The following is a 26,200-nucleotide window of genomic DNA, read 5'->3' on the forward strand; positions in this document are numbered from 1 at the left end:
GGCCAGAACGAGCGGAACCTAGCGGCCCGGCGCCGGACCGCACCACCCCCGAAGGCCCCTCGCCCCCGATCAGCCCCCGTCCACCAGCGACCGCGCGAACCCCACCGCCCGCGCCACCCCCTCGCGGTGCCGTGCGACCCTCCGGCCCTGGAAGTCCTGGTCCCGCAACTCCTCGTCGATCGGCCCCGGTTCCGGCGCTGGCTCCTGCCCAACCCGCTCCAGGTCCAGCTCCAGCAACCGCCGCGCCACCCCCGACGCCAGCGCCACCACCGCCCCGTCCTCCACCACGCTGTCGTGCAGCCCCACCCACCACAACCGGGGCAGCACCGCCCCCGCCAGCGTCCGCCCACCCCGCTCCCGCAGCGCGTTGAACTCCAGCGACACCGCCCGCAACCGGGGCGCGTCCACCTCCGCCAGCCCCTCGAACTCCGCGTCGTCCAGCCCGCACTCGTCCAGCCCCAGTGCGACCGGCGTCCGCCACGCCCGAGCGTCTCCCAGCCCGGAGTAGTACTCGCCGAGCCCGCCCCGTCCAGGTCCAGCCGCTCCAGCGCGCACTCCCGCGCCCCCTCCGGCCCGAGCACGTTGCTGTTCAGGTCCAGCCGCCGCAACCGGGGGAAGGCCCGCCCGGCGAGCGCCCGCACGCCCCCAGCCGCTCCGCCTCCCGCCGACCTGCGCCGACCACCTCCCCCGTGATCGGGTCTTGACGCCCCCACCACCCCGCCGGGACCATACCGACCAGTCGGAATGCCCTGTCGGCAGGAGGAACGAGTGGAGTTCAGCGGCAAGGTCGCCCTGATCACCGGAGCCGCCGGCGGCATCGGGGCGGGGGTGGCCAGAGCGCTCGCCGGTCTCGGCGCCCAGGTGGTCGTCGCCGACGTCGACGACGCCGCAGGCCAGGCCGTCGCCGACGCGATCGGTGGCCGCTACACCCGCTGCGACGTCCGCGACCCGGACGCCCTCACCGCCGCCGTCGCGCTCACCACCGAGCACTTCGGCGGCCTCGACCTGGCCATCCTCAACGCGGGCATCTCCACCGGCATGGGCCTCGGCGAGGACTTCGACGTCGAGCGCTACCGCGCCGTCATGGGCGTCAACCTCGACGGCGTGGTCTTCGGTGTGCGCGCGGCGCTGCCCGCCCTCCAGGCGCGCGGCGGCGGCCGGATCGTCGTCACCGCCAGCATGGCCGGCCTCATGCCCGTCCCCATCGACCCCCTCTACGGCGCCAACAAGGCCGCCGTCGTCGGCCTGGTCCGCTCGCTCGGCCCGCAGCTGGCCGCGTCCGGCGTCACGGTCAACGCCGTCTGCCCCTCGTTCGCCGACACCGCCATCATCACCGGCATCCGCGACGGCCTCACCGCCGCCGGGATGCCGATCATGCCGGTGTCCGCCGTGGTCGACGCCTACCTCGCCGTCCTGCGCGGCGGCCAGCCGGGGGAGTGCTGGTTCGTGCAGGCCAACCGCGCCCCCGAGCCGTTCGCCTTCCGCACCCCGCCCGGCCCCCGCACCGCGGACGGCGCGCGGGTCGACCTCACCCCCTCCGGCCTGACCACCGGCGGAACCCAGTCCCAGGAGAACGCCTGATGCGCGCCGTCCAGATCACCGAGTTCGGCGGGCCCGAGGTCCTGACCCAGGTCGAGCTGCCCGCGCCCACCCCCGAGCCGGGGGAGCTGCTGGTCGAGGTCAGCCGGGCGGGCGTGAACTTCGCCGACACCCACCAGACCGAGAACAGCTACCTCACCCGCACGGTCCTGCCGGTGATCCCCGGCGGCGAGGTCGTCGGCACCACCGGCGACGGCCGCCGCGTCACCGGCCTCACCAGGGGCGGCGGCTACGCCCAGTTCGCGATCGTCCCCGAGGTCACCGCGTTCGACGTCCCCGACTCGGTGGACGACCTGCACGCGCTGAGCATGGTCGCCCAGGGCGCCACGGCCTGGCTGCTGCTGCGCCGCACCGCCCCGATGCGCCGGGGCGAGACCGTCGTGGTCCACGCCGCCGCGGGCGGGGTCGGCACGATCGCCGTCCAGCTGGCCCGCCGCTGGGGCGCGGGCCGGGTGATCGCCACCGCCAGCTCCGAGGACAAGCGCCGCCTCGCGCTGGACCTGGGCGCGGACGTCGCGCTCGACTCCACCACCGAGGACATGGCCGCCGCGCTGAAGGACGCCAACGACGGCCGGGGCGTCGACGTGGTGCTCGACATGACCGGCGGCCCCACCACGGACGCGAGCATCGAGGCCCTCGGACCGTTCGGCAGGCTCGCCTTCTACGGCATGGCCAACCGCACCGAGCCCACCCCGGTGCAGCTCGTCCGCCTGATGGCCAAGTCCCGCACGGTCGCGGGCCTGTGGCTCCAGCACGCGTTCCGCCTCCCGGACCGCCCGGTGCACCGCGCCGTGGCCGAGCTGTTCGAGCTGGTCGCGGCGGGCGAGCTGCGCGCGGTCGCGGGCGGCGACTACGGCCTGTCCGAGGTCCGGCGCGCCCACGAGGACCTGCTGGCCAGGCGCACCACCGGCAAGCTCCTGCTCGACCCCAACCGCTGACCGGGATTTCCCCTGAACGGCTGACACCTGAACGGTCCCGCCGAGGAAGGCCCCGCCGAGGAAGGCCCCGCACGCACGAGGGCTCCCCACCTCGCGGTGGGGAGCCCTCGGTCAGCCCGCTGCCCGTCCCGCCGCCGGATCACCGGCGGTCGGGGCGGGACCGGTCAGGTGCTCAGTCGTTCAGCTCGGCCAGCGCCTGCTTGACCTTGGCCAGCTCGGCCTCCAGCTCCTCCATGCGGCTGCGGTGCTGCTCGCGAGCGGCCTCGACCACGACCTCGATCTCGTTGGCGATGTCCTCGTGCAGCTCCTTGGCCGCGCGGGCCACGGCCGCGGCGGGCACCGACAGGCCCGACACGATCCGCCGGGTGCCGTGCACCAGGTCGGCCTGCCACTCGCCGTCGGCGGTGCCGGTCACGGTCAGCGTCAGCTCGACCGTGCGGGTCTTCTTGGCCGTGCTCTTGACCCGCTTCGCGGGCTTGGCGTCCTCGGCCTTGGGCTCCTCGGCCTTGGGGGCGGTGGCCTCGGGCTTCTCCGCCGCCGGGACGGCCTCCGCGGAGGTGGCCTCCTGCGCCGGGGCGCCGGCCGCCTGGGCGACCGCGTTGTCTTCCTGCTCCACGAGCGTGTCCACCTGCACGTTTCCTCTCTGCGCGTCCGGCATGAGCGGGCGCGATTCTAGAACACTCGTTCGATCGACGGGGCGACCGCGAGGGATCAGATATTAGGGGGTTGCGCCCCCCGCCCCGCGCAACGGGGAGCCCATCCGTCCGGTGTGGACCCGCCGCCCCCGCCGACGAGCGCGGGGCCGGTGGCCGAGGAGTTCCCCGGCCACCGGCCCCGCCACAGCTCACGCCCCCGCGCAGGCCGCCCCCGCGCCGACCACGACCGTCAGGGCGCCTGCACCAGCCCGCCGCCGACGTCCGCGGAGGACACCGGCAGCCGCAGCCCGGACTGCGCCAGCCTGGCCCACAGCTCCCAGCCACGAGCGTTGTGCTTCTGCGCGATCAGCGCCGCGACCCCCGCCACGTGCGGGGTCGCCATGCTGGTCCCGCGCAGCCGCTTCGTCCACGCCCCGCCGCCCGAGCCGTTCCAGGAGGACAGCACGTCCACTCCCGGCCCGACCAGGTCGACCTGGCCGTGCGGGTCCACCGACCCGCAGGAGAAGTCCGCGACGACGCGCTTCACGTCCACCGCGCCGACCGCCAGGATCGTCGGGCAGTTCGCCGGGTGCCCCACGGGGTTGATCCGGCCCGGCCGCCCGCTCTCGTTGCCCGCCGCCGCGATGATCACCGTGCCCTTGGCGATCGCGCGCTGCGCGGCCTGCTCGAACACCTGCGAGTACGGCGTTCCCGGCCGCACCCCGGCGCCCAGCGACATCGACACCACCGCGCACCCGTTGGCCACCGCCCAGGCGATGCCCGCGAGGATGCCGCCGTCCGAGCCGAACCCGGCGTTCGACAGCACCTTGCCCGCGTAGATCTCCGCCTCGTGGGCGATCCCGTAGCCCGGCCCGCCGAGCGCGGGCGTGCGCGGACCGCAGGAGGTGCCGATGCAGTGCGTCCCGTGCCCGTGCGCGTCCTCGACGCTCTCACCGGTGATGAACGAGTTCGTCACGACGGTCCGCCCGGCGAAGTCGCCGTGCGCGGTGGTGAACCCGGTGTCCAGCACCGCGACCCGCACGCCCTTGCCGGTGGCCTCGCTCTTGACCGCGCCGGTCGCCTGGAGCCCCCAGGTGAACGCCGACTCGTCGACCGCGTCCGTCCCCTCCTCGGCGACGTCCCCGTCCACTTCGAGGCTGATGTACGCCTGCACGATCCGCTCCGGCTCGACCACCGCGATCGGCCCGGAGGCCTCGGCGGCGCGGACCAGCCGGTCGACCTGGTCGGGCACGGCCGTCACCACGGCCACCCCGAGGTCCTGGAAGATCAGCCCGTCGGCCGCGGCGAGCTGCTCGCTCGTCGGCGAGTCCGCCGTGCTGGCCGCGGTGAGCCCCGCGACCCGCTGCATCTCCTGCGCTCCCGCGGCCACCGAGCCCTCGTCCAGCAGGACGAGGTAGCGGCCGGTCGTGGTGCTTCCCGACTCCGATGTCTCAGGCATGGCGACCCCTTCGGGGTGAGGCGGCGGTCGGCTGCCGCGCGGACGTGCCCGCCTGGAGCGGGATCACGTCCGCGCGACGTCATAGTCGAACGCCCACAACGCCCTGGGATACCGCCTTAAGCGGATGCCGTGACAGCACCACGCTTTTGGACCATCCGCGCCACCGGCTCGACCACGCGCGCCGCGACCGGTCCGAAGACCGCCATCAGCAGCACGTAGGCGGTCGCCAGCGCGGCCAGCTCCCCGTCCACCGCGCCGGACGCGACGGTGAGGCTGGCGATGACGATGGAGAACTCGCCGCGCGCCACCAGCGCCGCCCCGGCCCTCGCCCGGCCCATCGGACCGATGCCCTGACGCTTCGCCGCCCACGCGCCGGTCAGCACCTTCGTGACGGTCGTGACCGCGGCCAGCCCCAGCGCGAGCGCCAGCACCGGCGGGATCGACGACGGCTCGGTGTTGAGCCCGAACACCACGAAGAACATCGCGGCGAACAGGTCCCGCAGCGGTTCCAGCATCCGCGTCGCGTTCTCCGCCGTGGAGCCGGAGATCGCGATGCCGAGCAGGAACGCGCCCACCGCCGCCGACACCTGCAGCTGCGAGGCGACACCCGCCACGAGCAGCGCGGCGCCCAGCACCTTGAGCAGGAACACCTCGGGGTCCGGGCTGTCCACCACGGCCGACACGTAGCGGCCGTACTTCAGCGCCACCACGAGCACCACGGTGATCGCGGCCAGCGAGATGCCCACCGCCGTCAGGCCGCTGACGAAGCTCACGCCCGCCAGGACCGTGGTCAGGATCGGCAGGTACAGCGCCATCGCCAGGTCCTCGAACACCAGGACCGACAGGATCACCGGCGTCTCCCGGTTGCCGAGCCTGCCGAGGTCGCCGAGGACCTTCGCGATGATGCCGGACGACGAGATGTAGGTGACGCCCGCCATCGCCAGCGCGCCCACCGGGCCCCAGCCCAGCAGCAGGCCCACGACCGCGCCCGGAGTGGCGTTGAGGACGATGTCCACCACGCCCGCCGTCCACGACCGCTTGAGACCGGTCATCAGCTCGCTCGCCGAGTACTCCAGGCCCAGCAGCAGGAGCAGGAGGATCACGCCGATCTCGCTGGCGATGTGCGTGAACTCCTCGATGCCGTGCAGCGGCACCAGGCCGCCTTCCCCGAAGGCCAGCCCACCGATCAGGTAGAGCGGGATCGGCGAGATGCCGATCTTCCAGGCGAGCCTGCCGAGGACGCCGAGCCCGAAGAAGATCGCGCCCAGCTGGATGAGGGAGATGGCCGTGTTGTGCACCTGGCTCAGCCACCGCCCAGGACGTCGGCTGTCGAGGCGAGGCCCTCGGACGTGCCGACCACGACCACCAGGTCACCGCCCTCGAACACGAAGTCGGGGCGGGGCGAGGGGTGCGCGTTGCCGGAGCGGACCACGGCCACGACCGACGCGCCCGTGCGGGTGCGCAGCTCGGTGGCGGCCAGCGTCTCGCCGTCGTACCGGGAGCCCGGCACGATCGGGAACTGGCGCGTGGTGATGCCCGCCACGTCCTTGTGCTGGTGCTCCAGGTGCGCGACCAGGCCGGGCGCGCCGAGCAGGCTCGCGAGCGTGCCCGCCTCGGCGGGCGTGAGCGCTATGGAGGCGGAGCACGCGTCCGCGTCCTCCTCCTTCGAGATGATCAGCTCGAAGCGGCCGTCGCGGTACGTGATCACCCCCATGCGACGCCCGGCTCGGATCATGAAGTCCTGACGGGTGCCGATCCCCGGAAGGGGGGTTACTTCGACGTTCACGGACTGCCTTCCTGCCTTTCGGGTTGTTCCCGCTGGAGCGCTTCTCGCGGAAACCGGGAAACCGCGATTGTGCCCCGCTGCGGGAGGTGGGCGGACGGGGGACGGCGGTCGCCGCGGGTGCGCGGCGCTGGGCCGTTCGGAGCATCGTCCGGTTCCCGGCGCGACCGCACGCTACAAGCTGCGCGGACCGCGTGAAACGGGCGAACCTTGCTGTTCGCTGAAGGTCGGGCGGGACGATCGTCGCAGGTCGCGGGCTTTTCGGGCCTTTGGAACCAAACGGACTTTTCGCCACCGCCGAAACCTCGCCCGCGCCGCCTCCCCGGTTGTGAGCGGGCTCGCTGGATCCCAACGCGCGGGGCTCGGGGATTCATCCCGGAACGCCCTTTTCCACCCGTTTCGGCGAGGTGCCCCACCACCACGCGCGGGCGAGCCCGCCGACCCCCGGAATCGCCGCCGTCCCCGCCGCGCGCGAATTCCGCCCGCCACCGCCCGCGCCGCCGCCGCGGACCCGCGCGGGCCGCCCACCCGGCCACCGCCGGTGATCAGGCCCTTCCCGCCGCCCCCGCCCGTTCCCGGACCCCTGACCAGGGCGATTCGAAGGTGACCCCGCACACCGGGCACAATGAGCCGAATCAGACTTCTGCTCGGATCAGCGGCTCGGCTTGGAGGAACCTGCGGTGGGACACGGTGAGCTGCGTGGCGTGGTGGCCCTGGACGGGCCTTCCGGCACCGGCAAGTCCTCAGCCGCGCGCGGACTGGCCGCACTCCTGGGGGCTCGCTACCTGGACACGGGCGCCATGTACCGGGCGGTCGCGCTGGCCGTGCTGCGCGCGGGCGTCGACCCCCACGACCCGGTGGCGGTGACCGGGACCGCGCGCCGCGCGCTGCTCGTGCAGAGCACCGACCCGGCGAACTCGACCACCCGGCTCGACGGCGTCGACGTCGGCGCCGAGATCCGGGGCCCCGAGGTCACCCTCGCGGTGTCCCCGGTCTCCGCGACCGGCGGCGTGCGCGAGCTGCTGGTGGCCGAGCAGCGGCGGATCATCGCCGAGGCGGTCGAGCAGGCGGGCGGCATCGTCGTGGAGGGCCGCGACATCGGCACCGTCGTCGCCCCCGACGCGCCGCTCAAGGTCTACCTGACCGCCGACGCCGAGGCCCGCGCGCGCCGCCGCACCAAGCAGGACAACGACTCGGGGCGGGCGACGACGGTGGAGCGGACACTCGCGGACGTGACACGGCGGGACGACTACGACTCGACCCGCCAGGTGTCCCCGCTGCGCCCGGCCGCCGACGCCGTCGAGCTGGACACCACCCCGCTCGACCTGGCGGGCACGCTCGACGCGCTGCTGGCCATGGTCGAGGAGCGCGGGCTTCGCCACGAGCGGGTGACGGGATGAGCGAGCGCACCGACAGCGGTCCCGAGCGGACCCCCGAGAGCGCAGAGAGCGCGGGCGCCCCCGTGAGCGCCGCCCCCGCGCGCGTCGCGGAGTTCCCCAAGCTGCGCAAGAAGAGCGTCAAGCTCTCCTACGCGACCCAGCTGCCCGAGGGCGCCACCGACCTCGGCCACACGTTCGCCCGCTGGCTCGGCAGGCGCTTCTTCGCCTTCCCCTACCGGGTGCGCGCGCACAACCTGGAGCGCATCCCCGCCACCGGCGGCATCGTCGTCGTGGCCAACCACAGCTCCTTCGTGGACGGCCCGCTGATCTTCGGCGTCATCAAGATGCCGCGCCGCATGGTCTTCCTGATCAAGAACGAGATGTTCAAGGGCCTGGTGGGCGCGTACCTGCGCAGCGCGGGCCAGCTGGGCGTCAAGCGCGGCGAACCCGACCGCGCCACCCTGATCGCGGCGCAGAAGGTGCTCAAGGCGGGCGGCACGCTCGGCGTGTTCCCCGAGGGCACCAGGGGCGACGGCGACATGGCCAGCGCGCAGCAGGGCGCCGCGTGGCTCGCCCGCACCTCCGGGGCGCTCATCGTCCCGATGGCGGTGCGCGGCGCGCGCAGGCCGGAGGGCTCCCGCCGCCGGTTCCTGCCCGTGGTCGACATCCTCGTGGGCGAGCCGTTCGAGGCGTCCACCGCCAAGGGCAGGCAGGGCCTGGCCGAGGCAACCGAGCAGGTCCGCGACCGCCTCGTGGCGCTGGTGGCCGAGCTCGACACCAGACGAAGCAATGGAGAAGCACGATGACGGACTTGGACGGCACGTGGACGGACGAGTCCGACTGGACCGCCTTCGACGACGAGTCGGCGGACGCTGACGAGGCCACCCCGGCCCAGCCGGTGCTGGCCATCGTCGGCCGCCCCAACGTGGGCAAGTCGACCCTGGTCAACCGGATCATCGGCCGCCGCGAGGCGGTCGTGCAGGACGTGCCCGGCGTGACCAGGGACCGCGTCGCCTACGACGCCCTGTGGAACGGCCGGAAGTTCACCGTGGTCGACACCGGCGGCTGGGAGCCCGACGCCACCGGCATGATGGCCTCCGTCGCGGCGCAGGCCGAGCTGGCCATGCAGACCGCCGACGCGGTGCTGCTGGTGGTCGACGCGTCCGTGGGCGCCACCACCACCGACGAGGCCGTCGCGAAGGTGCTGCGCCGCTCCAAGGCGCCGGTGCTGCTGGTGGCCAACAAGGTCGACGACGAGCGGCTGATGGCCGAGGTCGCCACCCTGTGGTCGCTGGGCCTCGGCGAGCCGATGCCGGTGTCCGGCCTGCACGGCCGCGGCTCGGGCGACGTGCTCGACAAGATCCTGGAGGTCCTCCCGGAGACCCCGCGCGACACGTTCGGCGCGAACACCGGCGGCCCCCGCCGCGTGGCGCTCGTCGGCCGCCCGAACGTGGGCAAGTCGAGCCTGCTCAACCGCCTCACCGGCGAGAACCGCTCGGTGGTCGACTCGGTCGCGGGCACCACCGTCGACCCGGTCGACTCGCTGGTCGAGCTGGACGACGAGGTGTGGCGCTTCGTCGACACCGCGGGCCTGCGCAAGCGGGTCAACTTCGCCAGCGGCGCCGAGTACTACGCGTCGCTGCGCACCAAGGCGGCCATCGAGTCCGCCGAGGTCGCGGTCGTGCTGCTGGACGCGGGCGAGCCGATCAGCGAGCAGGACCTGCGGGTGCTGACCATGGTCGTGGAGTCCGGTCGCGCGTGCGTGCTGGCGTTCAACAAGTGGGACCTGGTCGACGAGGACCGCCGCAACGCCATGGTCCGCGAGCTGGAGCGCGGCCTGGTGCGCGTGCCGTGGGCCGAGCGCGTGAACATCTCGGCCCTGACCGGCCGCTCCGTGCGCAAGATCGCGCCCGCCCTGCGCACCGCGCTGGCCTCGTGGGACACCCGCGTGCCCACCGGACGGCTGAACTCGTGGCTGACCGACCTGATCGCCGCGACCCCGCCGCCGGTGCGCGGCGGCAAGCAGCCGAAGGTCCTGTTCGCCACCCAGGCGGCCACCAGGCCGCCGACGTTCGTGCTGTTCACGACCGGTTTCCTGGAGGCGGGCTACCGCCGGTACATCGAGCGCAAGCTCCGCGAGGAGTTCGGCTTCGAGGGCAGCCCGGTGCGGATCTCGGTGCGCGTGCGCGAGAAGCGGGAGAAGCGCGCGAAGAAGTGATCCGGTTGCCCCGAACGGCGCAGTGAGGTTGCCTTTGCGCTGTGCCGGTGCGATTGGTCCTCGCGGACGACGAGCCGCAGCTCCGCCGGGGGGTGAAGGTCCTCCTGGAGGCGGACGGCCGGGTCGAGGTCGTCGCCGAGGCGGGTGACGGCGCGGCCCTGCTGTCCGCGGTCCGCGCCACCGCCCCGGACGTGGCGCTCGTGGACGTGCAGATGCCGGGAACCGACGGCCTGTCGGCCCTCCGCGTCCTCCTGGGCCGCCCGGACCCGCCCGCCGTGGCGGTGCTGACCACGTTCGACCTGGACGACTACGTGGCGACGGCCCTGGACGTGGGCGCCCAGGGCTTCCTGCTCAAGGACGCGGAGCCGGAAGTCCTGGTCAGGGCCGTGCTGGACCTGGCGGCGGGTGGCGCGGTCCTGGACCCCAGGATCGCGGCGAGGCTGCTGCCGAGGCTGAGGGCGGGCAGGCTGCTGCGCCCGAACCCCCAGCTGGACGCGCTGAGCACGCGCGAGCGCCAGGTGCTGGAGCTGCTGTCGGACGGCCTGCCGAACGCGGCGATCGCGGCGGAGCTGGGGCTGAGCGAGGCGACCGTCAAGTCGTACGTCAGCACGGTCCTGATGAAGCTGGGCGTGGAGAACCGCGTGCAGGCGGCCCTGGTGGCCCACCGGGTGGGCCGGACGTGGTGACCGCCCGCTCCCTGGTGTCCCCCGCAGCCGCGGCGGCCCTGGTCCTCCTGGTGGACGCGGGCCCCCACCCCTGGTCCGAACCCCTGGCTCTCCTGGCCTGCGCCGCCCTCCCCTTCCGCAAGGCGGCCCCCTGCGTCTGCCTCCCCGCTCTGATCGGCGGCCTGGGCTGGCCCCCCGCCGTGGTGGCCCTCTACCGCGTGGGCAGGCACGAGCGCCCCGCGCTGGCCGCCGCCTGGGTCGTCGTGAGCTCCGCGGCGGCGGCGACCCCCTCGGTGGTCACCCAGTCCCCGCCCCTCACCCAAGCCGTCCTGACCTACGCGTTCACCCTCTTCATGGCCGTGATGCCCACAGCCCTGGGCGCGCTCCTGAGGATGCGCCAAGAGCTGACCGCGACCCTCTCCGAGGCCCGGAGGGCGAGAACGGCGGAGCTGGCCGCGCGGGAGGAGGGCGCCAGGGCGGCCGAGCGGGCGAGCGGGCGAGGATAGCCAGGGAGATCCACGACGTGGTGGGCCACCACGCCACCCTGATAGCCGTAGAGGCCGCGGCCCTCTCCGCGACCACCCCGGACCCGGAAACCAGGGCAGCCGCAACCCGCCTCCGCGCCCTGGCGAAGGAGTCCTTGGCGGAGATGCGCGCAACCCTGGGCCTCCTGAACTCCGCCCCCACCCCCAACACCCACCACGACCTCCCGACCCTGGTGGCCAGAGCCACCGCGACCGGCGCCCGGATAACCCTGACCGACCGAACGAGCACCCCGCTACCCCCGTCAACAAGCCGCGCGGTCTTCAGGCTGGTCCAGGAGTCCCTGACGAACGCCACCAAGCACGCCCCGAACGCCCCGATCCACATCCTCCTGGCAGAACGCGCCGACACCCTGGTGGTCCAGGTCCTGAACGCCCCACCCCCACACCCCGTGCACCCCCCACCACCCCCGGGCGGCCAAGGCCTGCACGGCCTGTCCGAACGAGTAGCCCTCCTGGGCGGCACCCTGACCGCAACCCCAACCCCCGAAGGCGGCTTCGAGGTCCGCGCAACCCTCCCCACGAGTGCTCTGGGGGTGAGCGGGGTCTGGAGGGCGCCGAGTGGCCGTGGGACGGCATAACCGCAGGTGGGGGCGGTTGGGGACCCCCGTGAAAAGGGGGTTCTGGGATGCGCTAAGCTATACAAGCAGCCAGCGAGAACGGGTTGCGGCCGGGACGTGGCGCAGTTTGGTAGCGCACTTGACTGGGGGTCAAGGGGTCGCAGGTTCAAATCCTGTCGTCCCGACGGTCAAAAAAGCCCCGCTGATCCAGGATAACACCTGGTCAGCGGGGCTTTTTCATGCCGTCAGCCGATCATGCTGTTGATCTTCTCGTCATCTCACGCGGCAGTGAGTGACATGTTGAGTGACATGTGCTCAGGACTGCCTCGGGAACACCCGGTCCATGACCATCGCGGCCTCCTGCATCACGGGCACGATCTGGTGCCGGTAGACGGCCTCGGTCACCGCCGTCCCGCTGTGCCCCGCCAACCGCGCGATGTCCTCCAGCCGCACTCCGGACGCGGACAGGACGGACACGAACGAATGGCGCATCTCCCGTGGCGTCCACGCCGCAGGGGGCAGCCCTGCGGCCTTGAGGACTCGCCTGAAGCTGCGGCGGACGTTGTGGCTGTCGAGCGGAGTGCCCACCTCTGAGGCGAACACCAGGCCGTGCTCCTGCCACCGGTCCCCGGCGAGTCGGCGTCGGGCGCCCTGGTGAAGCCGGTGCGCCTTCAGCGCCTCGATGCAGCGACTCGGCATGGCCAACGTGCGCCGTGACTTCCTGGTCTTGGTGTCGCCTCCTTGGCGCACCGACCGCCACACCGAGATGGACGGGAGCACCGGCGGGGTGGCACCAAGAGCACCGTCCAGGTCGACGTGGTCCCACGTCAGCGCCCGCAACTCCTCGGTGCGGGCACCGATCAGCAGGGACAGCACGATGTAGGCGTGCAGCGGTGAAGCTTCCGCCGCCGACAGCACCGCTTTCACTTGGGCGAAGTCCAGCGCCTTGGACGGACGCCCCACCTGGCCGGTGGGCACCTCGCACAAAGCCACCACGTTGCGCCGCACCTTTTCCCTGGCCTGCGCCATGCGCACCGCGCGGTTCAGGATCGAGTGCAGCAACCGGACGGTGCGCGTGGACAACGTGAGGGCGATCTCGGTCAGCCACTCGTCCACCTCGTCGGCGGACAGCTCCCGCAGGGACCGCCCACCCAGTGCGGGAAGGATGTGCACGTCCGCGAGAGAGCGGTAGTTCTTGATGGTGTCCTCGCTCCTGCCGCGCAATCCGTGCTTGAGCCATGCCGCGACGCAGTCACGGACCTTGTAGCCGTGCTGCTCCGGGGGCAACCCGTCATCGATCGCCCGAAGCATCTCCTTGAGCTTCTTGCCCGCCGCCGACTTGGTCTTGGCGCTCGCCCGCTTCGTGACCCGCTTGCCCTTGGCGTTGAACCCAAGGTGGACCGTGGCGATCCAGCGTTGGCGCGGTTCGTCCCAGAACAGGCCGCCTTCCCCGTGGTTACGCTGTTTCGGCATACTGAGCCTTTTTCATCCTGTGGTGGCCTCGTAGTTCTGTAGGACGTGGATGGCTTTGGCCAGTCGGCCGGCGCGGCGGGGGCAGCAGCGGAGCTTGCGCAGGATGCACCAGGTCTTGAGCCGGGCGTTGGCGCGTTCGCCGGGTCCGCGCAGGCGGGCGTGGGCACGGTTGGTGCCCTTCTGCGACTCGGGCTTGTTGCGACCCTTGTACGGGGTGATCACGTGCCGACCGGTCTCGTCGTAACCGTGATAACCTTTGTCTCCCAAGGCGATCAGTTCAGCTTGGCGCAGGGCGGCGAGGATGTTCCAGATCCGGGCGGCGGCGGTGTCGTGGGTGCTGCCGGGCAGGTCGCCGGACACCCACAGGATCGTGCCGTCCGGAGAGGCGATCACCTGCAGGTTCACCCCGTGCATCCGGTGTTTGCCGGAGTGGAAGGGCCGGTCGGCGGCGATCCGGTCGATCGGGATGAGCGTGCCGTCGATCACCACGTAGGCGATGCCCTGGCGTTTCGCCCTGCGCAGCGCTTCTCGTAGCTTCGGGGACCGCCGGGCGAGCAGTTCGACGGTTTCGTTGACGTAGTGCCAGCAGGTCGTGGCCGAGACCGCGAACCCGGCGCCAAGATGGGCGAACGTCTCGCCTTTGCGCAGGTACACCAGCACCAGCAGTGCCTGTTGTCCTGAGTTGAGCTTGCGCCATACCGATCCCAGCTGCTTGCGATGGGCGCGGACCAGCCCGGACACGAACCTCAGGGTCTGATGTGACAACGGTAGCGCGGCACGGTAGAACAACACGTGAAGCCCCTGGCATCTGCTGAACGATCTTGGTCGAAAGTTCTGCTACCAGGGGCTTCGCCATGTCCAGGCGCTGACACGCCGATGCCCATCAACCTGTTACTCCGCAGAAGCCTTGTCCGCCAACACATCCAGCCCAGGATGAAAAAGGCTCAGTGTTCGCCGTTCCTGGTAGCCCCCCGGAACCGCCCCACCTCACTGCCGCTCGCGGGTTTGGCGACACGCCCCCACCCGGTGTCAGGTGTTGGACTGTCCAGTTATGGACAACCCACTTCGCTTCTCCGATCGGTCGGTCAGCGGTTACATGGCCACAGAGTTGACAAGTGAAGTGGCCGCCGTCGGGGCGGGGTCACGTCGGGGGACGACGGATCGAGAAGAGAACCCTATGGTGATTTCCGCTGCCTCCGCGCCACCTCGCCTGGTCGTGGTCGGGGCTACCGGCGCGCTCGGCTCGGCCCTGCTGGAGCTGGTCGTCGAGAAGCGCTTTCCGCACCGCGAGCTGGTGCTGTGCGCCTCGCCCCGTTCCACCGGGCGTCGGGTCGTCGTGGACGGTGCGCTGCACCAGGTGCGGTACGCGTCCGCCGACGATGTGGCGCTTGCGGCCGACGACATCGTCTTCTTGTGCGCCGACCGGGATGTCAGCTTGAAGTGGGCCGACGCGGCTCGGGCGGCCGGGGCGCTTGCGATCGACCTCAGTGGGGCCTTTCACCGGGACCTCGACGTTCCGCTGGTGGTGCCCGAGGTCAACGGGCACTTGCTGGAGCGGCCGGTGGGGGACGGGCTCATCGCTAGTCCCAGCCCTATGGCCACGGCGCTCACCCGGCTGCTGCACCGGGTGCAGGAGACCTACGGGGTTCGGCAGGTTGTCGCCAGCACCTACCAGGCGGCCACCCACCTCGGGCGGCAAGGGGTTGAGGAGTTGTTGGAGGGGGCCGAACTGGCGCTTCAGGACCCGGACGCCGAGCTGCCCGCGCACAGCACGCCCTTTCCGCTGGCCTTCAACGTGGTTCCCGCCGTCGGGGGAGTGCTGCACAACCGGTTCACCACCGAGGAGCAGCGGCTCGTCGGGGAGACTCGGCGGGTGCTCGGGCTGCCCTGGCTCAACATCACGGCCACCTGCGTGCACGTTCCGGTGGTCAGCAGTGACTCCGCCGCGGTTCTCGTGGAGGCCGAGTCGCCGGTTTCTCGTGCTGACCTGGTGGCGTTGCTCGGGTCGTTGCCTCGCGTGCGGGTGTACGACGCCGATCAGCTGGAGGCGACCGGGCCCACGCCGCTGACCGCCGCCGACCCTGACGTGCTGCACGTGGGTCGGGTGCGGGTCACGCCGCACGACCCGCGGTCGGTGTGGTTGTGGATCACGTTCGACAGCCTTCGGGCCTCCGGGGCGCTCAACGCCCTGAACGTGGCGAGCTTGGCGCTCTCCGTCGCCGGGCGGGGGCGGGCCGGGCGCACGGCCTGACGGGGCGCGCTCCCCCTGGTCCCTCGTCGGCGGGGAGCGGCCGTCAGCGCGATGACGTCGGGCTGCGAAGGAACCTCGGGTGGGACAGCGGTGCGCTGTCCCACCCGTCGTCGTTCGGCGCGCCTCGCTCGGGCGAGGACGAGGGCCGGTGCCGAAGGTGCGTCATCCCGACTCCAGTGATTCCCGTGTGCTGCGCGGGCGGAAGTGCCCAGGCCGTCCCGAAGGTTGTCAGCAATCGTGCTGAACTTCGACCGTTGTCGGTGTCCTATGGTGGCGTGGCCACTAGTGGAAACCGGATGACGTGGCTGCCGCGCCCAAGGGGGAGCAGGACCGTTGGACGAGCAACCGTTGTTGGAAGAATCGCCGTTATCGGACGAACGTCCTTTTCTGGACGACGTCGTGGTCGACGCCTACCAAGCCGCGGTGCGCGCGGGCGCGTTCGTCGACGAGGAGATCTCCGAGAAGCTCGACGTCGAGCTCCGCCGGGTGGTCGAGGCCCGCAAGCGGCTCCGGGAGCTGCGCCTCCTCAGCGACGCCCCCGACGGGTGCCCGGCCGCCCCGCTCGACCCGGAGATCGTGGAGGCCGAGCTGGTCTCGGCGCTGGAGGTCTCGATCTCCCGCCAGCGCGGTCAGGTGGCCCGCATCCACCGCCAGCTGCGCTCGCTGACCACCGTCTACCGCTCCACCGAGCGCGACACCGGCGAGAAAGTCCCGATCCGCGTGCTGGACAGCGCGGCGGACGTGCGGCGCGAGCTCGACCTCGCCAGGCGCCGCTGCGCGCAGGAGCGGATGGCGCTGCAGCCCGGCGGCGGGCGGGCCGCGCACCTGCTGCAGGCCGACCTCGTGCACACCCAGGAGCTGCTGCGCCGGGGCGTGCGCATCCGCACGCTCTACCAGCACACGGCCCGCTCCAGCATGGCCACCTGGGCGTACGCCAAGCGGGTCGACGACGCGGGTGGCGAGGTGCGCACCGCCGAGGAACTGTCCGAGCGGCTGATCATCTACGACCGCCGCATCGCGTTCGTGCCCAAGGAGCGGCGCGGGCAGGAGGCCCCTGGGGCCGCGGTGGTCACCGACCCGACGCTCGTGGCCTACCTGTGCCGCTCCTTCGAGGCCGCCTGGCAGGTCGGCACGCCCTTCCCCGGCCCGGACGCCGCCGAGGCCGACGACGGGCACAGCCCCGGCGCGGACCTGCGGGCGTCGATCCTGCGGCTCATGGGCATGGGCCTCAAGGACGAGGTCATCGCGCGCCGCCTGGGCATGGCGACCCGAACCTGCCGAAGGTACATCTCCACGCTCATGGAGGAGCTGGGCGCGGACAGCCGCTTCCAGGCCGGGCTGCTGGTCGGCAGGCGCGAGGCGGCGGACGCGGCGGAGGCCGCGGGCGCGAGAACGCCCAACCCGTGACCCAAGGTCACCGGGGCGAAGGGAAAGTCCAGGTCAGGCGGGATCGAACCGCTGATCGACAACTGAATGGCGACGGAACGTAGCCGCTGTCCACTTCCGGCCGGTCCGCCTGCTGACATCCCCGATCCCTCGACCGGTGCTCCCGCGCCGTGCGAGCTTGGCTGCACGAGATCGCCGAGGCGGTGGACCGCTCCTCTCTGGGAGCGTTCCCACACACGGCGCCCACCCCGTGCAGAGGAGCGGCAGCGATGGCAGACCTGATCGGTCTGGAGGAGGCGGAGCGGCTGGACGTGGACGCGGTCCACGACCTCCACCGCCGGTACATCAACAAGAGCCAGGTCCGGCTGATGACCTCGTTCGGCTTCGGCCGGGAGCTGGTCGAGCGCGCCGAGGGCGCCTACCTGTGGACGAAGAGCGGGCGGCGCATCCTCGACTTCACCGGGGGCGTCGGCGTGCTCAACCACGGCCACAACCACCCCCGCATCCTGGAGGCCCGCCGCCGCTTCCAGGAGAAGCAGCGGATGGAGGTGCACAAGACCTACTTCTCGCCCTACCTGGCCGCGCTCGGCCACAACCTGGCGCAGCTGCTGCCCGGCGACCTCAACCGCTCGTTCCTGCCGAACTCCGGCGCCGAGGCGGTCGAGGGCGCGGTCAAGCTCGCCTACAAGTACCACGGCGGCAAGCGCAACACGATCCTGCGCTCGGACATCAGCTTCCACGGCAAGCTGCTCGGTTCCGGCGGCCTGACCGGCAGCACCCAGAACCACTTCGCGTTCCCCACCATCCCCGGCATCCGCACCTTCTCCTACGGCGACCTCGACTCGGTCCGCCAGGCGCTGGCCGAGGCGCGCGACGCCAACGGGCGCAGCGACGTGTACGCGCTGCTGATCGAGCCGTTCAGCGCCTCCACGATCCGGTGGTGCTCGGAGGAGTTCCTGCGCGGGCTGCGGGAGCTGTGCACCGCCGAGGACATCGTGCTGATCTTCGACGAGATCTACACCGGCTGGGGCAAGACCGGCAGCCTGTTCTACTTCACCCGCTACGAGGGCCTGGTCCCGGACGTGGTGACCACGTCCAAGTCGTTCGGCGGCGGCAAGTCCTCCATCTCCGCCTACATCGCGCGGGAACCGCTGTTCCGCAAGGTCTACGACAACATGACCGACGCGATGATGCAGTCCACGTCGACCACCTACTACGGGTTCGGCGAGGAGGCGGCGACCGCGCTCGAGGCGATCTCGGTGGCCGTGGACGAGGACTTCCCGGCGCGGGCGCGGGTCATCGAGGGGGTGCTGCGGCCGGGGCTGGAGCGCATCCAGAAGACCTACCCCGACCTCATCTCCGAGGTGGCCGGTTCCGGCGCGCTGCACGGGGTCTTCCTGTCCGGCGGGCCGAAGGTGCTCGACCTGGTGGGCAAGCTGCCGGTGGGCGGACCCGCGAAGGACCCGCTGATCCGCACCAAGATCATCACGGCGGCGGTCATCGACGCGCTCTACCGCGAGCACGACATCTACACCTACAACACCCTCAACGGCCGCAGCCCGATGATCGTCGCGCCGCCGCTGGTCGCCGGGGTGGAGGAGTGCGAGCGCTTCCTCGACGCGTTCGAGGCCGTGCTCGACCAGGGCATGACCAAGCTCGTCGGCCGTTTCGTCAAGGAGAGGGTGAGCTCGCTGTGGTGACTCCGGCTGAAGGCGCGGGCAACGGGCAGCTGCCCGCCAGGATCGCGGTCACCGGCGCGGCCGGGGTGCTCGGCTCCCAGCTGGTGAGCAGCCTGCGGGCGCAGGGCGTGGAGGTGCGCGCCTTCGACCTGCGGCCGATCGAGCCCGCGCCGGGGCTGGTGCCGTTCACCGGCGACATCCGCGACCAGGCCGCCGTGGCGCGGGCCGTGGCGGGCGCCGACGCCCTGGTGCACTGCGCCTCCGCGCTGCCCAGCTACCCGGCGGCCGACATCCGCTCGATCGTGGTCGAGGGCACCACGACGGTGCTGGAGGCCGCCCGCGTCGCCCGCGTCCCGCGCGTGCTGCACGTGTCGTCCACCGCAGTCTACGGGCTGCCCAAGATCGTGCCCACGACCGAGGAGCACCCGCGCGAGCCCGTCGACACCTACAGCGGCGCGAAGGCCGAGGCCGAGGTCGTCGCCGACCGGTACCGGGCGGGCGGGATGCTGCTGCCGGTGCTGCGGCCCAAGACCTTCCTCGGGCCCGGCCGGATGGGGCTGTTCGACATGCTCTACCAGTGGGCCGAGGAGGGCCGGAACTTCCCGGTGCTCGGCCGCGGCGACGTGCGCATCCAGATGCTCGCGCTGTCCGACCTGGTGGACGCGGTGCAGACCGTGCTCACCGCGCCCGCCGACCGCGTCAACGACACGTTCAACGTCGGCGCCGCCCGGTTCGGCACGCTCCGCGAGGACTTCCAGGCCGTGCTGGACGCCGCCGGGCACGGCAAGCGCGTCCGCTCCATCCCCGGCCGCCCGGCGGTCGCGGTGCTCAGCGCCCTGGAGCGCACGGGCATGTCCCCGGTGTACGGGCGGCTGCTGTTCAAGCTGCTCGCCGACTCCTACGTCAGCGTGGACAAGATCCGCGACCGGCTCGGCTTCACGCCGAGGATGTCCAACCAGGACGCCATCCTGCAGACCTACGACTGGTGGCGCGGCGCGCGCGCCGCGGCGAGCACCAGGTCGTCCGGCGCGACCGGCCGCACCAGCCAGGAGCCGTGGAAGCAGGGCGCGCTGTCGCTGGCCAAGGTCTTCTTCTGAGCGCTCCACCCCTTTTCGAGCAGTCCCCTGGGAGGTGGCCGTCATCGGCGCCGGCCACCTCACCCCGTCGTGCCCACAGGAAGCGACACAGGCATGTCCACCACCGATCCGGCCGTCGTCCCGAGGCCGTCCACCGACCCCCCTGACGCCGAGAACCCGAACGTCCCACCGCTGAACTCCGATGAGCCCGCCGCCCGCCCGCGCTGGTGCTTGGGCACCCGGCTGGTCGTGGCCGCCACCGCCGCGTGGTCGCTCTTCCTGCTCCTGCACGTGGTCCTGACCGGCCGCTGGTGGGTGTGGTTCCTGCTGGAGGCCGTGCCCCCGGTGGCGCTGGTCGCCGTCCCCGCACTGCTGCTGGCCGTCATGCCGCTGGCCCGCCCGGTCCGCCGCCGCCTCACCCCGCTCCTGCTGGCGCTGCTGCTCGCGGGCGGCTACCTGGCGGGCGTCGGCCCCGGCTGGCGCGGCGACACCGGCCCCGCCGGACCCGGTGACGCGCGGATCTCCGTCGTCTCCTGGAACAGCGACTACTGGGAGATGGCCGACGACCCCGAGGCGTTCTACGCGTTCCTGCGGGAGAAGGACGCCGACGTCTACCTCCTGCAGGAGTACCTGCACTGGGAGGGCGAGGGCCCGATCCTGATCGACCACCTGGACCGGCTGCGCGCCGAGTTCCCCGGCTACCAGGCCGTGGTGGAGGGCGAGCTGCTCACCCTGACCCGGCTGCCCATCGCCGCCACGCACTCCCGCGACGTGCCGTCCACCGACGACGCCTGGTACTGGCAGGGCCGCAAGGCGCAGCGCACCGACCTGCGCGTCGGCGACCGGGTGCTGTCGGTCTACAACGCCCACTTCCCGGTCCCGTTCCGGGTCGGCGACAACCCGCTGGGCAGCCGGTTCTGGAACTTCCTGGCCAAGCAGCACGACTGGCGCACCCGCGAGCTGGCCGAGCTGCGCGCCGACCTCGCGGCCAACCCGAACACCTCCGTCGTGGCGGGCGACTTCAACTCGCCCTGGATGGGGAGCCTGCTCGGTCTCGACGGCGCGACCACGCACTCACCCGGAGACGGCCCGCTGCCCGCGTTCTCCTGGCCGCTGGCCGACTACCCGGTCCCCCGCGTGTGGCGCCTGGACTGGCTGTTCACCACCGGCGGGGCCTCGGTCCCGGACTACCGGTTCACCGCCAGCCCCGGTTTCTCCGACCACGCGGTCCAGGAGTTCACCCTCGTCGTCCGCGACGCGGGCTGACCCCCGCGAGCACCACGCGCGCCCCCTCCGCGATCGAGGGCCCGCGCCGCTGGAGCACGCCCGAAGAACCACCAGACCAACCCGCACCGCACGGGCGCAGACCGCGCCCGCCGCGCCACCGAGAGGGATCTCCACCATGCGGATGCCCGACAGGTTCGACGTCACGGTGATGTTGGACTACTACGCGCCCTACGTCTCCGGCCTCACCGAGGCCGCCCGCCTGACCGCCGAGGGCCTGGCCGGTCGCGGCTGGAAGGTCGCCGTGGTCTGCGCCCGGCACGACCGCTCGCTGCCGTCCCACGAGGTCATCAACGGCGTGCACGTCTTCCGCGCCCCGGTCATGGCCCACATCAGCCGGGGTTTCATCGCCCCGCACCTGCCGCTGCTCGCCTCGCGCCTGGCGGCCCGCTCCGACCTGCTCCACGTGCACCTGCCCAACCCCGAGGCCGCGTTCGTCGCCGCGCTGCGCCGCAAGACCCCGATGGTGGTGACCTACCACATCGACACCTTCCTGCCGGACAGCCCGATCAACCGGTTCGGGATGCGCGCGGTCGACACCTCCTGCGCGGTCGCCATCCGCCAGGCCGACCTCGTCATCACCAACACCGAGGACCAGGCCCGCGACTCCCGCATCTGGTCGGTGATCAAGCGCCGCCCGCTGCGCCCGATCCCGTCGCCGTGCGTGGACCGCAGCGGCGGCGAGCCGACCATGCGCGACGGCGACGGCCTGCACATCGGCTTCATGGGCCGCATCACCGTGGACAAGGGCATCGAGTACCTGATCCGCGCGTTCCGGGGCATCGACGACCCGGACGCCCGGCTGCTGATCGCGGGCGACTACACGACCGTCGCGGGCGGCAGCAACATCGAGCAGCTGCGCGCCGAGGCCGGGACCGACTCCCGCATCCGCTTCACCGGGCTGCTGCGCGGCGACCGGGTGCGTGACTTCTACGCCTCGATCGACGTCTTCTCGCTGCCCTCGATCTCCGAGTCCTTCGGCATCGTGCAGGTGGAGGCGATGATGGCGGGCAAGCCGTCGGTCACCACCAACCTGCCCGGCGCCAACCACCCGGTGCAGGCCACCGGCTTCGGCCGCCTGGTGGAGCCGCGCGACCCGGTGGCGCTGCGCGAGGCCCTGCTGGAGATGGCGGCACTGCCCGCCGAGGACCGGCAGGTCGGGCAGGAGGCCGCGATCAAGCTGTTCGGCGGGGAGACCTTCCTCGACGCGCACGAGGAGGCCTACCGGGCCGTCCTGAACGGGGCGCGGTCATGACCACGACTCCCGTTCCCGCGCTCACGCCCTACCGCGTCGGCGGCCAGGACCTGCCCCTGCCCGAGACGGCGGTGCACGTCGTCACCAAGGTCGACCCGCCGGTCAAGCGCCGCTCCCGGATGCCCGCGTGGCTGGCGCTGCTGCGGCCCCGCCAGTGGGTCAAGAACGCCTTCGTCCTGATCGCGCCGCTCGCGGTGGACCCGACCTCGGTCACCCGGCAGCCCTGGCTGCTGCCCGCCGCGCTGCTCGCGTTCGTGGCCGCGTCCAGCTCGGTGTACGTGCTCAACGACTGGCTGGACCGCGAGCGCGACCGGCTGCACCCGACCAAGCGGGAGCGCCCGATCGCCAGCGGACGGGTCGGCCCTGGGCTGGCGCTGCTGCTGGGCGCGGCCTGCCTGGCGGTGATCGGCGCCGCGGTCGTGGTGCTGCCGCCGCTCGCGGGCGCCGCCGTGGCCGCCTACCTGGTGCTGAACCTGCTGTACTGCCTGGTGCTCAAGCACCACGCGCTGGTCGACATCAGCGTGGTGGCCTTCGGGTTCGTGCTGCGCGCGGCGGCCGGGTGCCTGGCCGTGGGCGCGCCGTTCAGCCCGACGCTCATCGCCTGCGTCTACTGCGTGTGCCTGCTGCTGTCGCTGGGCAAGCGCAGGCACGAGCTGGCCGCCGTGGCCAGCGCGGGCGACGCCGCCGTCACCCGCCCCGCGCTGGCGGGCTACTCGGTGCCGCTGCTGGACCAGCTGATGGCGGTGCTGGTCGGCTCCACGCTGATCACCTACTTCCTGCACCTGCTGGAGGCCGGACGTCCCGAGGGCGCGCTGCTCGCCGTGCTCACCCTCCCGTTCGCGGTGTTCGCGCTGGCCCGCTACCTGCAGCTGGTCACGGTCGGCCGCAGCGGCGGCGAACCGGGCCGGGACGTGCTGCGCGACGTGCCCCTGCTGGTCAACGCCGGGCTGTGGCTGGTGCTCCTGGCCGCCGGTCGGCTGTTCTGAGGTGAACCCGATGCCGTCCGCACCGCACTCCCCGACCGTCTCCGTCATCATCCCCAACTACAACTACGCCAAGACGCTGCGCCAGTGCCTCCAGGCCGTCCTCGACCAGACCTACCCCAAGATCGAGATCGTGGTCGTGGACGACGGCAGCACCGACGACTCCCCGCGCATCGCCGCCGAGTTCCCCTGCACGCTCGTGCGCACCGCCAACGAGGGGCCCTCGGCGGCGCGCAACACCGGCGTGGCGCGCAGCACCGGTGAGGTCCTGTTCTTCCTCGACTCCGACATCGCCCTCGCGCCGCAGGCCGTGGAGCGGGCGGTGCGGATGCTCGGCTCGGACCGCAGGCTCGGCTTCGTCGGCGGCATCTACGACAAGGAACCGCTGGTCGACGACGGTCCCGTCGAGCGGTACAAGGTGCTGCACGGCCACTTCTGGCGGGTGCGCAGCTCCGGCGAGGCGCGGCTGTGCAACTTCTCGCTCGGCGCGATGCGCCGGGAGACCTACGAGCTGGCCGGCCCGCTGGACACCGGCCTGCGGGCCACCGAGGACGTCGAGTACGGCGCCCGGCTGTCCGAGATCTCCACGGTGTGGATCGACGCCACGATCCTGGGCCGCCACGACGACGACGACCGGCTCGGCGTGCTGCTGGGCAAGCAGTACCGCCGGTCGGTGCCGCTGGTCGCGCTGTTCGCCGACCGGGGCAGGGCAAGGCCCAAGCTGACCGACACCGCCTACCGGCCGGGCGCGGTCGCGGGCACCGGACTGGTGCTCGCGGGCCTCGCGGGCGCCGTCCTGTGGCCCGCGGCGGGCGCGGTCACCGCGCTGGCGGGCGCGGCGCTGTTCGCGGTTCAGGAGCGGCGGCTGCTCAAGTTCCTCGGGGCCGCGGCGGGCGCACGGCAGTTCCCGCTGATGGCCGGGCTGCACCTGCTGATGAACGCCACCACCGGCGCCGCCGCGCTGGTCGGCGCGGCCCGCTGGGCGACCTCACCGTCGTTCCGCAGGCTGTACGCGAACGGGGAGCGCGCGTGAGCGCCACCGCAACGCCCGCCCCACCGCTGTGGCGGGCCCGCGCCCTCGCCCTCCTGCGCCGCACCTGGGTGCGGCGCGCCACCACCGCGCTGGTCGTGCTGATGTGCGCCGGGTTCCTCGGCCGCTCGCTCGCCGCCGACCGCGAGGCCGCGGGCGCCGCCCTCGGCAGGCTCGGCCCGTGGCTGCTGCCCGCGCTGCTGGCCGCGCTGGTCGGGCTGTGGCTGACCGCGCTGTCCTGGCGGGAACCGCTGCAGGCGCTGTCCCGGCCGCTGGGCAGGCTGTTCGCGGTGAAGCTGTTCGCGGCGGGCAGCCTCGGCAAGTACGTGCCGGGGGTGATGTGGTCGATCGTCCTGCAGACCAGGCTCGCGGCGTCCTCGGGCATCACGGTCCTCCACTTCACCGCCACCTTCGGCCTGTACGCCGCCGTGTCGCTGGCCACCGGCGCGGCGCTCGGCCTGCCCACCCTGCTGCGCTACGTCCACGGCGGCTGGACGGCGCTCGGCGCGGCGGCGCTGGCGGCCGTGGCGCTGCTGGTGCTGCCGTGGGCGCTGGCCGTGGCGGTGCGCCTGGTGCGCAGGCTGCCCGCGCTGGCCAGGCGGCTGGTCGAGGTCCCCCAAGACGTGCTGAGCCGCGCGGTGTGGCTGTGCTCGGTGTCCTGGGTGGTCACGGGGCTGCACCTGTGGCTGCTGGTGGTCGCGCTGGGCGCCGACCCGGTCGCGGCGCTGCTGCCCTGCGTCGGCGGGTTCGCGCTGGCCACGTCGGTGGCGAGCCTGGTCGTGGTGGTCCCGGACGGCATCGGCGTGCGGGAGGCGCTGCTGGCCGTCTCGCTCGCCACGCTCCTGCCACCGGCGGAGGCGGTCGCCGCCGCGGCGGCCAGCAGGCTCGTGCTCGCCGCCGCCGACGTGGTCGCCTTCGCCTGCGGTAGCGTCACCGCCCGCCGCCGCACCCCCGGCCCCGACGAGGGCCGTCCCCACGATCCACGAGAGGAAGCTCCATGCTCACCACCGCCTACGGCGACGAGGTCTTAACCCGACTGCGCGGCACCAGGGTGGCGCTCGGCACCATGTACTTCGGCACCACCGTCGACGAGGCCACCTCCAGGGCGATCCTCGACCGGTTCGCCGAGCGCGGCGGCCGGGTCGTCGACACCGCCAACTGCTACGCGTTCTGGGCCCCCGGCGGCACCGGCGAGGAGTCCGAGCTGCTCATCGGCCGCTGGCTCGCCGACACCGGCGCCCGCGACGAGGTGCTGCTGACCAGCAAGGTCGGCTGCCTGCCCGACCCGCTCGACGGCCCGTTCCCGGAGTCCGCCGAGGGCCTGGACCCCAGCGTGATCCACAAGCAGTTCGCGCTCAGCGCCGAGCGCCTGGGCACCGACCGCATCGACGTCTACCTGACCCACGGCGACGACCCGAAGACCCCGCTGGAGCAGTCGGCGGGCGCGCTGTCCGAGCTGGTCCGCGACGGCCGCGTCGGCGTGATCGGCGCCAGCAACTCGGACCCGGAGACGTTGCGCGGCAACGCGGAGCTGGCCGCGTCCTCGGACGGCATCGCCCCGGCGCGGGTGATCCAGGTGCGGCACTCCTACCTGTGGCCGGACCCGTCGTTCGACATCCGCCCGCAGCGCCCGCTCAACGCGGAGATGGTCGCGCACGCCCGCGAGCACGGCATCGTGCTCCAGGGCTACTCGCCGCTGCTGCAGGGCGCGCTGACCAAGCCGGACAAGGAGCTGTCGCCGGAGTACCGCGACGAGGTCAACGAGCGGCGGCTGGCGCACCTGCGCGAGCAGGCCGAGCGGTTGGGCGTCACCGCGAACCAGCTGTCCCTGGCGTGGATGGCGGGCGCCGGGGCCGGGTTCCCGGTGATGCCGGTGCTGGGCGTGAGCAGCGTGGCGCAGCTGGACGAGGCGCTCGACGGGATCGAGCTGGAGCTGCCCGCCGAGGTCCGCGCGGCGCTCGACGCCCAGGCCCCGCTGGGCGCGCTCTGAGGGAGGACTGATGGC

Annotated in this window: 25 protein-coding genes and 1 tRNA gene; 19 read left to right on the forward strand and 7 right to left on the reverse strand. The window is 72.6% G+C overall.

Annotated elements, in window-relative coordinates; translation table 11 throughout:
• Positions 1-69: 69 nt before the first annotated feature.
• A complete protein-coding gene (locus tag CNX65_RS07975) occupies positions 70-555 on the reverse strand; it encodes a hypothetical protein (RefSeq protein ID WP_096492187.1) in 486 nt (161 codons plus the stop codon).
• Between the two features lie 213 nt (positions 556-768).
• On the opposite strand from CNX65_RS07975, the gene CNX65_RS07980 reads away from it, so the two are divergent.
• Together CNX65_RS07980 and CNX65_RS07985 are read left to right on the forward strand one after the other, a co-directional pair.
• The gene (locus CNX65_RS07980) at positions 769-1,581 is read left to right on the forward strand and encodes an SDR family oxidoreductase (RefSeq protein ID WP_096492188.1); all 813 of its coding nucleotides are present in this window, start codon (positions 769-771) and stop codon (positions 1,579-1,581) included.
• On the forward strand, positions 1,581-2,537 hold the full coding sequence (locus CNX65_RS07985; protein ID WP_096492189.1) for a quinone oxidoreductase family protein: 957 nt from the start codon (positions 1,581-1,583) through the stop codon (positions 2,535-2,537). The genes CNX65_RS07980 and CNX65_RS07985 overlap by 1 nt, the downstream gene beginning before the upstream one ends.
• A 172-nt stretch (positions 2,538-2,709) precedes the next feature.
• Here CNX65_RS07985 and CNX65_RS07990 read toward each other — a convergent pair whose 3' ends face one another.
• The 4 genes from CNX65_RS07990 to CNX65_RS08005 all read right to left on the reverse strand — a co-directional run bounded on the left by CNX65_RS07990 (position 2,710) and on the right by CNX65_RS08005 (position 6,417).
• A complete protein-coding gene (locus CNX65_RS07990; RefSeq protein ID WP_096492190.1) occupies positions 2,710-3,195 on the reverse strand; it encodes a DUF6319 family protein in 486 nt (161 codons plus the stop codon).
• 227 nt (positions 3,196-3,422) lie between these two features.
• A complete protein-coding gene (locus CNX65_RS07995) occupies positions 3,423-4,631 on the reverse strand; it encodes a S8 family serine peptidase (RefSeq protein WP_096492191.1) in 1,209 nt (402 codons plus the stop codon).
• Between the two features lie 116 nt (positions 4,632-4,747).
• Positions 4,748-5,929, reverse strand: coding sequence for a cation:proton antiporter (locus CNX65_RS08000; RefSeq protein WP_096492192.1), 1,182 nt, complete (start codon positions 5,927-5,929; stop codon positions 4,748-4,750).
• A gap of 5 nt (positions 5,930-5,934) precedes the next feature.
• Positions 5,935-6,417 carry a cation:proton antiporter regulatory subunit gene (locus CNX65_RS08005; RefSeq protein WP_015800451.1) on the reverse strand — a complete coding sequence of 161 codons (483 nt, stop codon included), beginning with the start codon at positions 6,415-6,417 and terminating at the stop codon, positions 5,935-5,937.
• A 677-nt stretch (positions 6,418-7,094) separates the two neighbouring features.
• Here CNX65_RS08005 and cmk point away from each other — a divergent pair.
• The 7 genes from cmk (at position 7,095) to CNX65_RS08035 (ending at position 11,963) form a co-directional block, all read left to right on the forward strand.
• A complete protein-coding gene (gene cmk / locus CNX65_RS08010) occupies positions 7,095-7,814 on the forward strand; it encodes a (d)CMP kinase (protein WP_096492193.1) in 720 nt (239 codons plus the stop codon).
• Positions 7,811-8,599: a lysophospholipid acyltransferase family protein gene (locus tag CNX65_RS08015; RefSeq protein WP_096492194.1), complete on the forward strand. Its 789-nt coding sequence runs from the start codon at positions 7,811-7,813 to the stop codon at positions 8,597-8,599. Before cmk ends, CNX65_RS08015 begins: the two co-directional genes overlap by 4 nt.
• The gene (gene der, locus CNX65_RS08020; protein WP_096492195.1) at positions 8,596-10,011 is read left to right on the forward strand and encodes a ribosome biogenesis GTPase Der; all 1,416 of its coding nucleotides are present in this window, start codon (positions 8,596-8,598) and stop codon (positions 10,009-10,011) included. The genes CNX65_RS08015 and der overlap by 4 nt, the downstream gene beginning before the upstream one ends.
• 41 nt (positions 10,012-10,052) lie before the next feature.
• Positions 10,053-10,697, forward strand: coding sequence for a response regulator (locus CNX65_RS08025; protein ID WP_096492196.1), 645 nt, complete (start codon positions 10,053-10,055; stop codon positions 10,695-10,697).
• Entirely contained in the window at positions 10,694-11,182 is a 489-nt protein-coding gene (locus tag CNX65_RS36750; RefSeq protein WP_232519749.1) for a hypothetical protein, read from the forward strand. Before CNX65_RS08025 ends, CNX65_RS36750 begins: the two co-directional genes overlap by 4 nt.
• A 20-nt stretch (positions 11,183-11,202) precedes the next feature.
• Positions 11,203-11,799: a sensor histidine kinase gene (locus tag CNX65_RS36755; RefSeq protein ID WP_232520135.1), complete on the forward strand. Its 597-nt coding sequence runs from the start codon at positions 11,203-11,205 to the stop codon at positions 11,797-11,799.
• A 90-nt stretch (positions 11,800-11,889) separates the two neighbouring features.
• A tRNA-Pro gene (locus CNX65_RS08035) sits at positions 11,890-11,963 on the forward strand.
• Between the two features lie 130 nt (positions 11,964-12,093).
• On the opposite strand, the gene CNX65_RS08040 is transcribed toward CNX65_RS08035, so the two are convergent.
• Together CNX65_RS08040 and CNX65_RS08045 are read right to left on the reverse strand one after the other, a co-directional pair.
• On the reverse strand, positions 12,094-13,251 hold the full coding sequence (locus tag CNX65_RS08040; protein ID WP_096492197.1) for a tyrosine-type recombinase/integrase: 1,158 nt from the start codon (positions 13,249-13,251) through the stop codon (positions 12,094-12,096).
• Positions 13,252-13,263: 12 nt separating this feature from the next.
• Positions 13,264-14,043 (reverse strand): transposase family protein, encoded by a 780-nt coding sequence (locus tag CNX65_RS08045; protein ID WP_096492198.1) that lies wholly within the window; start codon positions 14,041-14,043, stop codon positions 13,264-13,266.
• Between the two features lie 385 nt (positions 14,044-14,428).
• Between CNX65_RS08045 and CNX65_RS08050 the strand changes: the two genes are divergently transcribed.
• From CNX65_RS08050 to CNX65_RS08095, 10 genes are all read left to right on the forward strand, one after another.
• Positions 14,429-15,502 (forward strand): aspartate-semialdehyde dehydrogenase, encoded by a 1,074-nt coding sequence (locus tag CNX65_RS08050; protein WP_096492199.1) that lies wholly within the window; start codon positions 14,429-14,431, stop codon positions 15,500-15,502.
• A gap of 333 nt (positions 15,503-15,835) precedes the next feature.
• Positions 15,836-16,909 carry a hypothetical protein gene (locus CNX65_RS08055; RefSeq protein WP_157767539.1) on the forward strand — a complete coding sequence of 358 codons (1,074 nt, stop codon included), beginning with the start codon at positions 15,836-15,838 and terminating at the stop codon, positions 16,907-16,909.
• Between the two features lie 248 nt (positions 16,910-17,157).
• Entirely contained in the window at positions 17,158-18,588 is a 1,431-nt protein-coding gene (locus CNX65_RS08060) for an aspartate aminotransferase family protein (protein ID WP_096492201.1), read from the forward strand.
• Positions 18,585-19,664 (forward strand): NAD-dependent epimerase/dehydratase family protein, encoded by a 1,080-nt coding sequence (locus CNX65_RS08065; RefSeq protein ID WP_198320439.1) that lies wholly within the window; start codon positions 18,585-18,587, stop codon positions 19,662-19,664. The genes CNX65_RS08060 and CNX65_RS08065 overlap by 4 nt, the downstream gene beginning before the upstream one ends.
• A 93-nt stretch (positions 19,665-19,757) precedes the next feature.
• The gene (locus CNX65_RS08070; RefSeq protein WP_096492202.1) at positions 19,758-20,909 is read left to right on the forward strand and encodes an endonuclease/exonuclease/phosphatase family protein; all 1,152 of its coding nucleotides are present in this window, start codon (positions 19,758-19,760) and stop codon (positions 20,907-20,909) included.
• Between the two features lie 136 nt (positions 20,910-21,045).
• A complete protein-coding gene (locus CNX65_RS08075) occupies positions 21,046-22,182 on the forward strand; it encodes a glycosyltransferase family 4 protein (RefSeq protein WP_198320440.1) in 1,137 nt (378 codons plus the stop codon).
• Positions 22,179-23,168, forward strand: coding sequence for a UbiA prenyltransferase family protein (locus CNX65_RS08080; protein WP_096492203.1), 990 nt, complete (start codon positions 22,179-22,181; stop codon positions 23,166-23,168). The genes CNX65_RS08075 and CNX65_RS08080 overlap by 4 nt, the downstream gene beginning before the upstream one ends.
• A 10-nt stretch (positions 23,169-23,178) precedes the next feature.
• A complete protein-coding gene (locus tag CNX65_RS08085) occupies positions 23,179-24,198 on the forward strand; it encodes a glycosyltransferase family 2 protein (protein ID WP_096492204.1) in 1,020 nt (339 codons plus the stop codon).
• Entirely contained in the window at positions 24,195-25,226 is a 1,032-nt protein-coding gene (locus CNX65_RS08090; RefSeq protein WP_096492205.1) for a lysylphosphatidylglycerol synthase domain-containing protein, read from the forward strand. The genes CNX65_RS08085 and CNX65_RS08090 overlap by 4 nt, the downstream gene beginning before the upstream one ends.
• Positions 25,193-26,185 (forward strand): aldo/keto reductase, encoded by a 993-nt coding sequence (locus CNX65_RS08095; protein WP_096492206.1) that lies wholly within the window; start codon positions 25,193-25,195, stop codon positions 26,183-26,185. Before CNX65_RS08090 ends, CNX65_RS08095 begins: the two co-directional genes overlap by 34 nt.
• The last annotated feature ends 15 nt before the right edge of the window (positions 26,186-26,200 follow it).

The organism is Actinosynnema pretiosum (assembly GCF_002354875.1).
Classification (GTDB): Bacteria; Actinomycetota; Actinomycetes; order Mycobacteriales; family Pseudonocardiaceae; genus Actinosynnema; species Actinosynnema auranticum.

Bases quoted from the DNA above. Each gene is read 5' to 3' on its own strand.
- CNX65_RS07990 (WP_096492190.1), bottom strand. From the start codon at position 3,195: ATGCCGGACGCGCAGAGAGGAAACGTGCAGGTGGACACGCTCGTGGAG.
- CNX65_RS08040 (WP_096492197.1), bottom strand. From the start codon at position 13,251: ATGCCGAAACAGCGTAACCACGGGGAAGGCGGCCTGTTCTGGGACGAA.
- CNX65_RS08085 (WP_096492204.1), top strand. From the start codon at position 23,179: ATGCCGTCCGCACCGCACTCCCCGACCGTCTCCGTCATCATCCCCAAC.
- CNX65_RS08095 (WP_096492206.1), top strand. From the start codon at position 25,193: ATGCTCACCACCGCCTACGGCGACGAGGTCTTAACCCGACTGCGCGGC.
- CNX65_RS07985 (WP_096492189.1), top strand. From the start codon at position 1,581: ATGCGCGCCGTCCAGATCACCGAGTTCGGCGGGCCCGAGGTCCTGACC.
- CNX65_RS08050 (WP_096492199.1), top strand. From the start codon at position 14,429: ATGGTGATTTCCGCTGCCTCCGCGCCACCTCGCCTGGTCGTGGTCGGG.
- CNX65_RS08015 (WP_096492194.1), top strand. From the start codon at position 7,811: ATGAGCGAGCGCACCGACAGCGGTCCCGAGCGGACCCCCGAGAGCGCA.
- CNX65_RS08060 (WP_096492201.1), top strand. From the start codon at position 17,158: ATGGCAGACCTGATCGGTCTGGAGGAGGCGGAGCGGCTGGACGTGGAC.
- CNX65_RS08070 (WP_096492202.1), top strand. From the start codon at position 19,758: ATGTCCACCACCGATCCGGCCGTCGTCCCGAGGCCGTCCACCGACCCC.
- CNX65_RS07995 (WP_096492191.1), bottom strand. From the start codon at position 4,631: ATGCCTGAGACATCGGAGTCGGGAAGCACCACGACCGGCCGCTACCTC.
- CNX65_RS08075 (WP_198320440.1), top strand. From the start codon at position 21,046: ATGCGGATGCCCGACAGGTTCGACGTCACGGTGATGTTGGACTACTAC.
- CNX65_RS08080 (WP_096492203.1), top strand. From the start codon at position 22,179: ATGACCACGACTCCCGTTCCCGCGCTCACGCCCTACCGCGTCGGCGGC.
- der (WP_096492195.1), top strand. From the start codon at position 8,596: ATGACGGACTTGGACGGCACGTGGACGGACGAGTCCGACTGGACCGCC.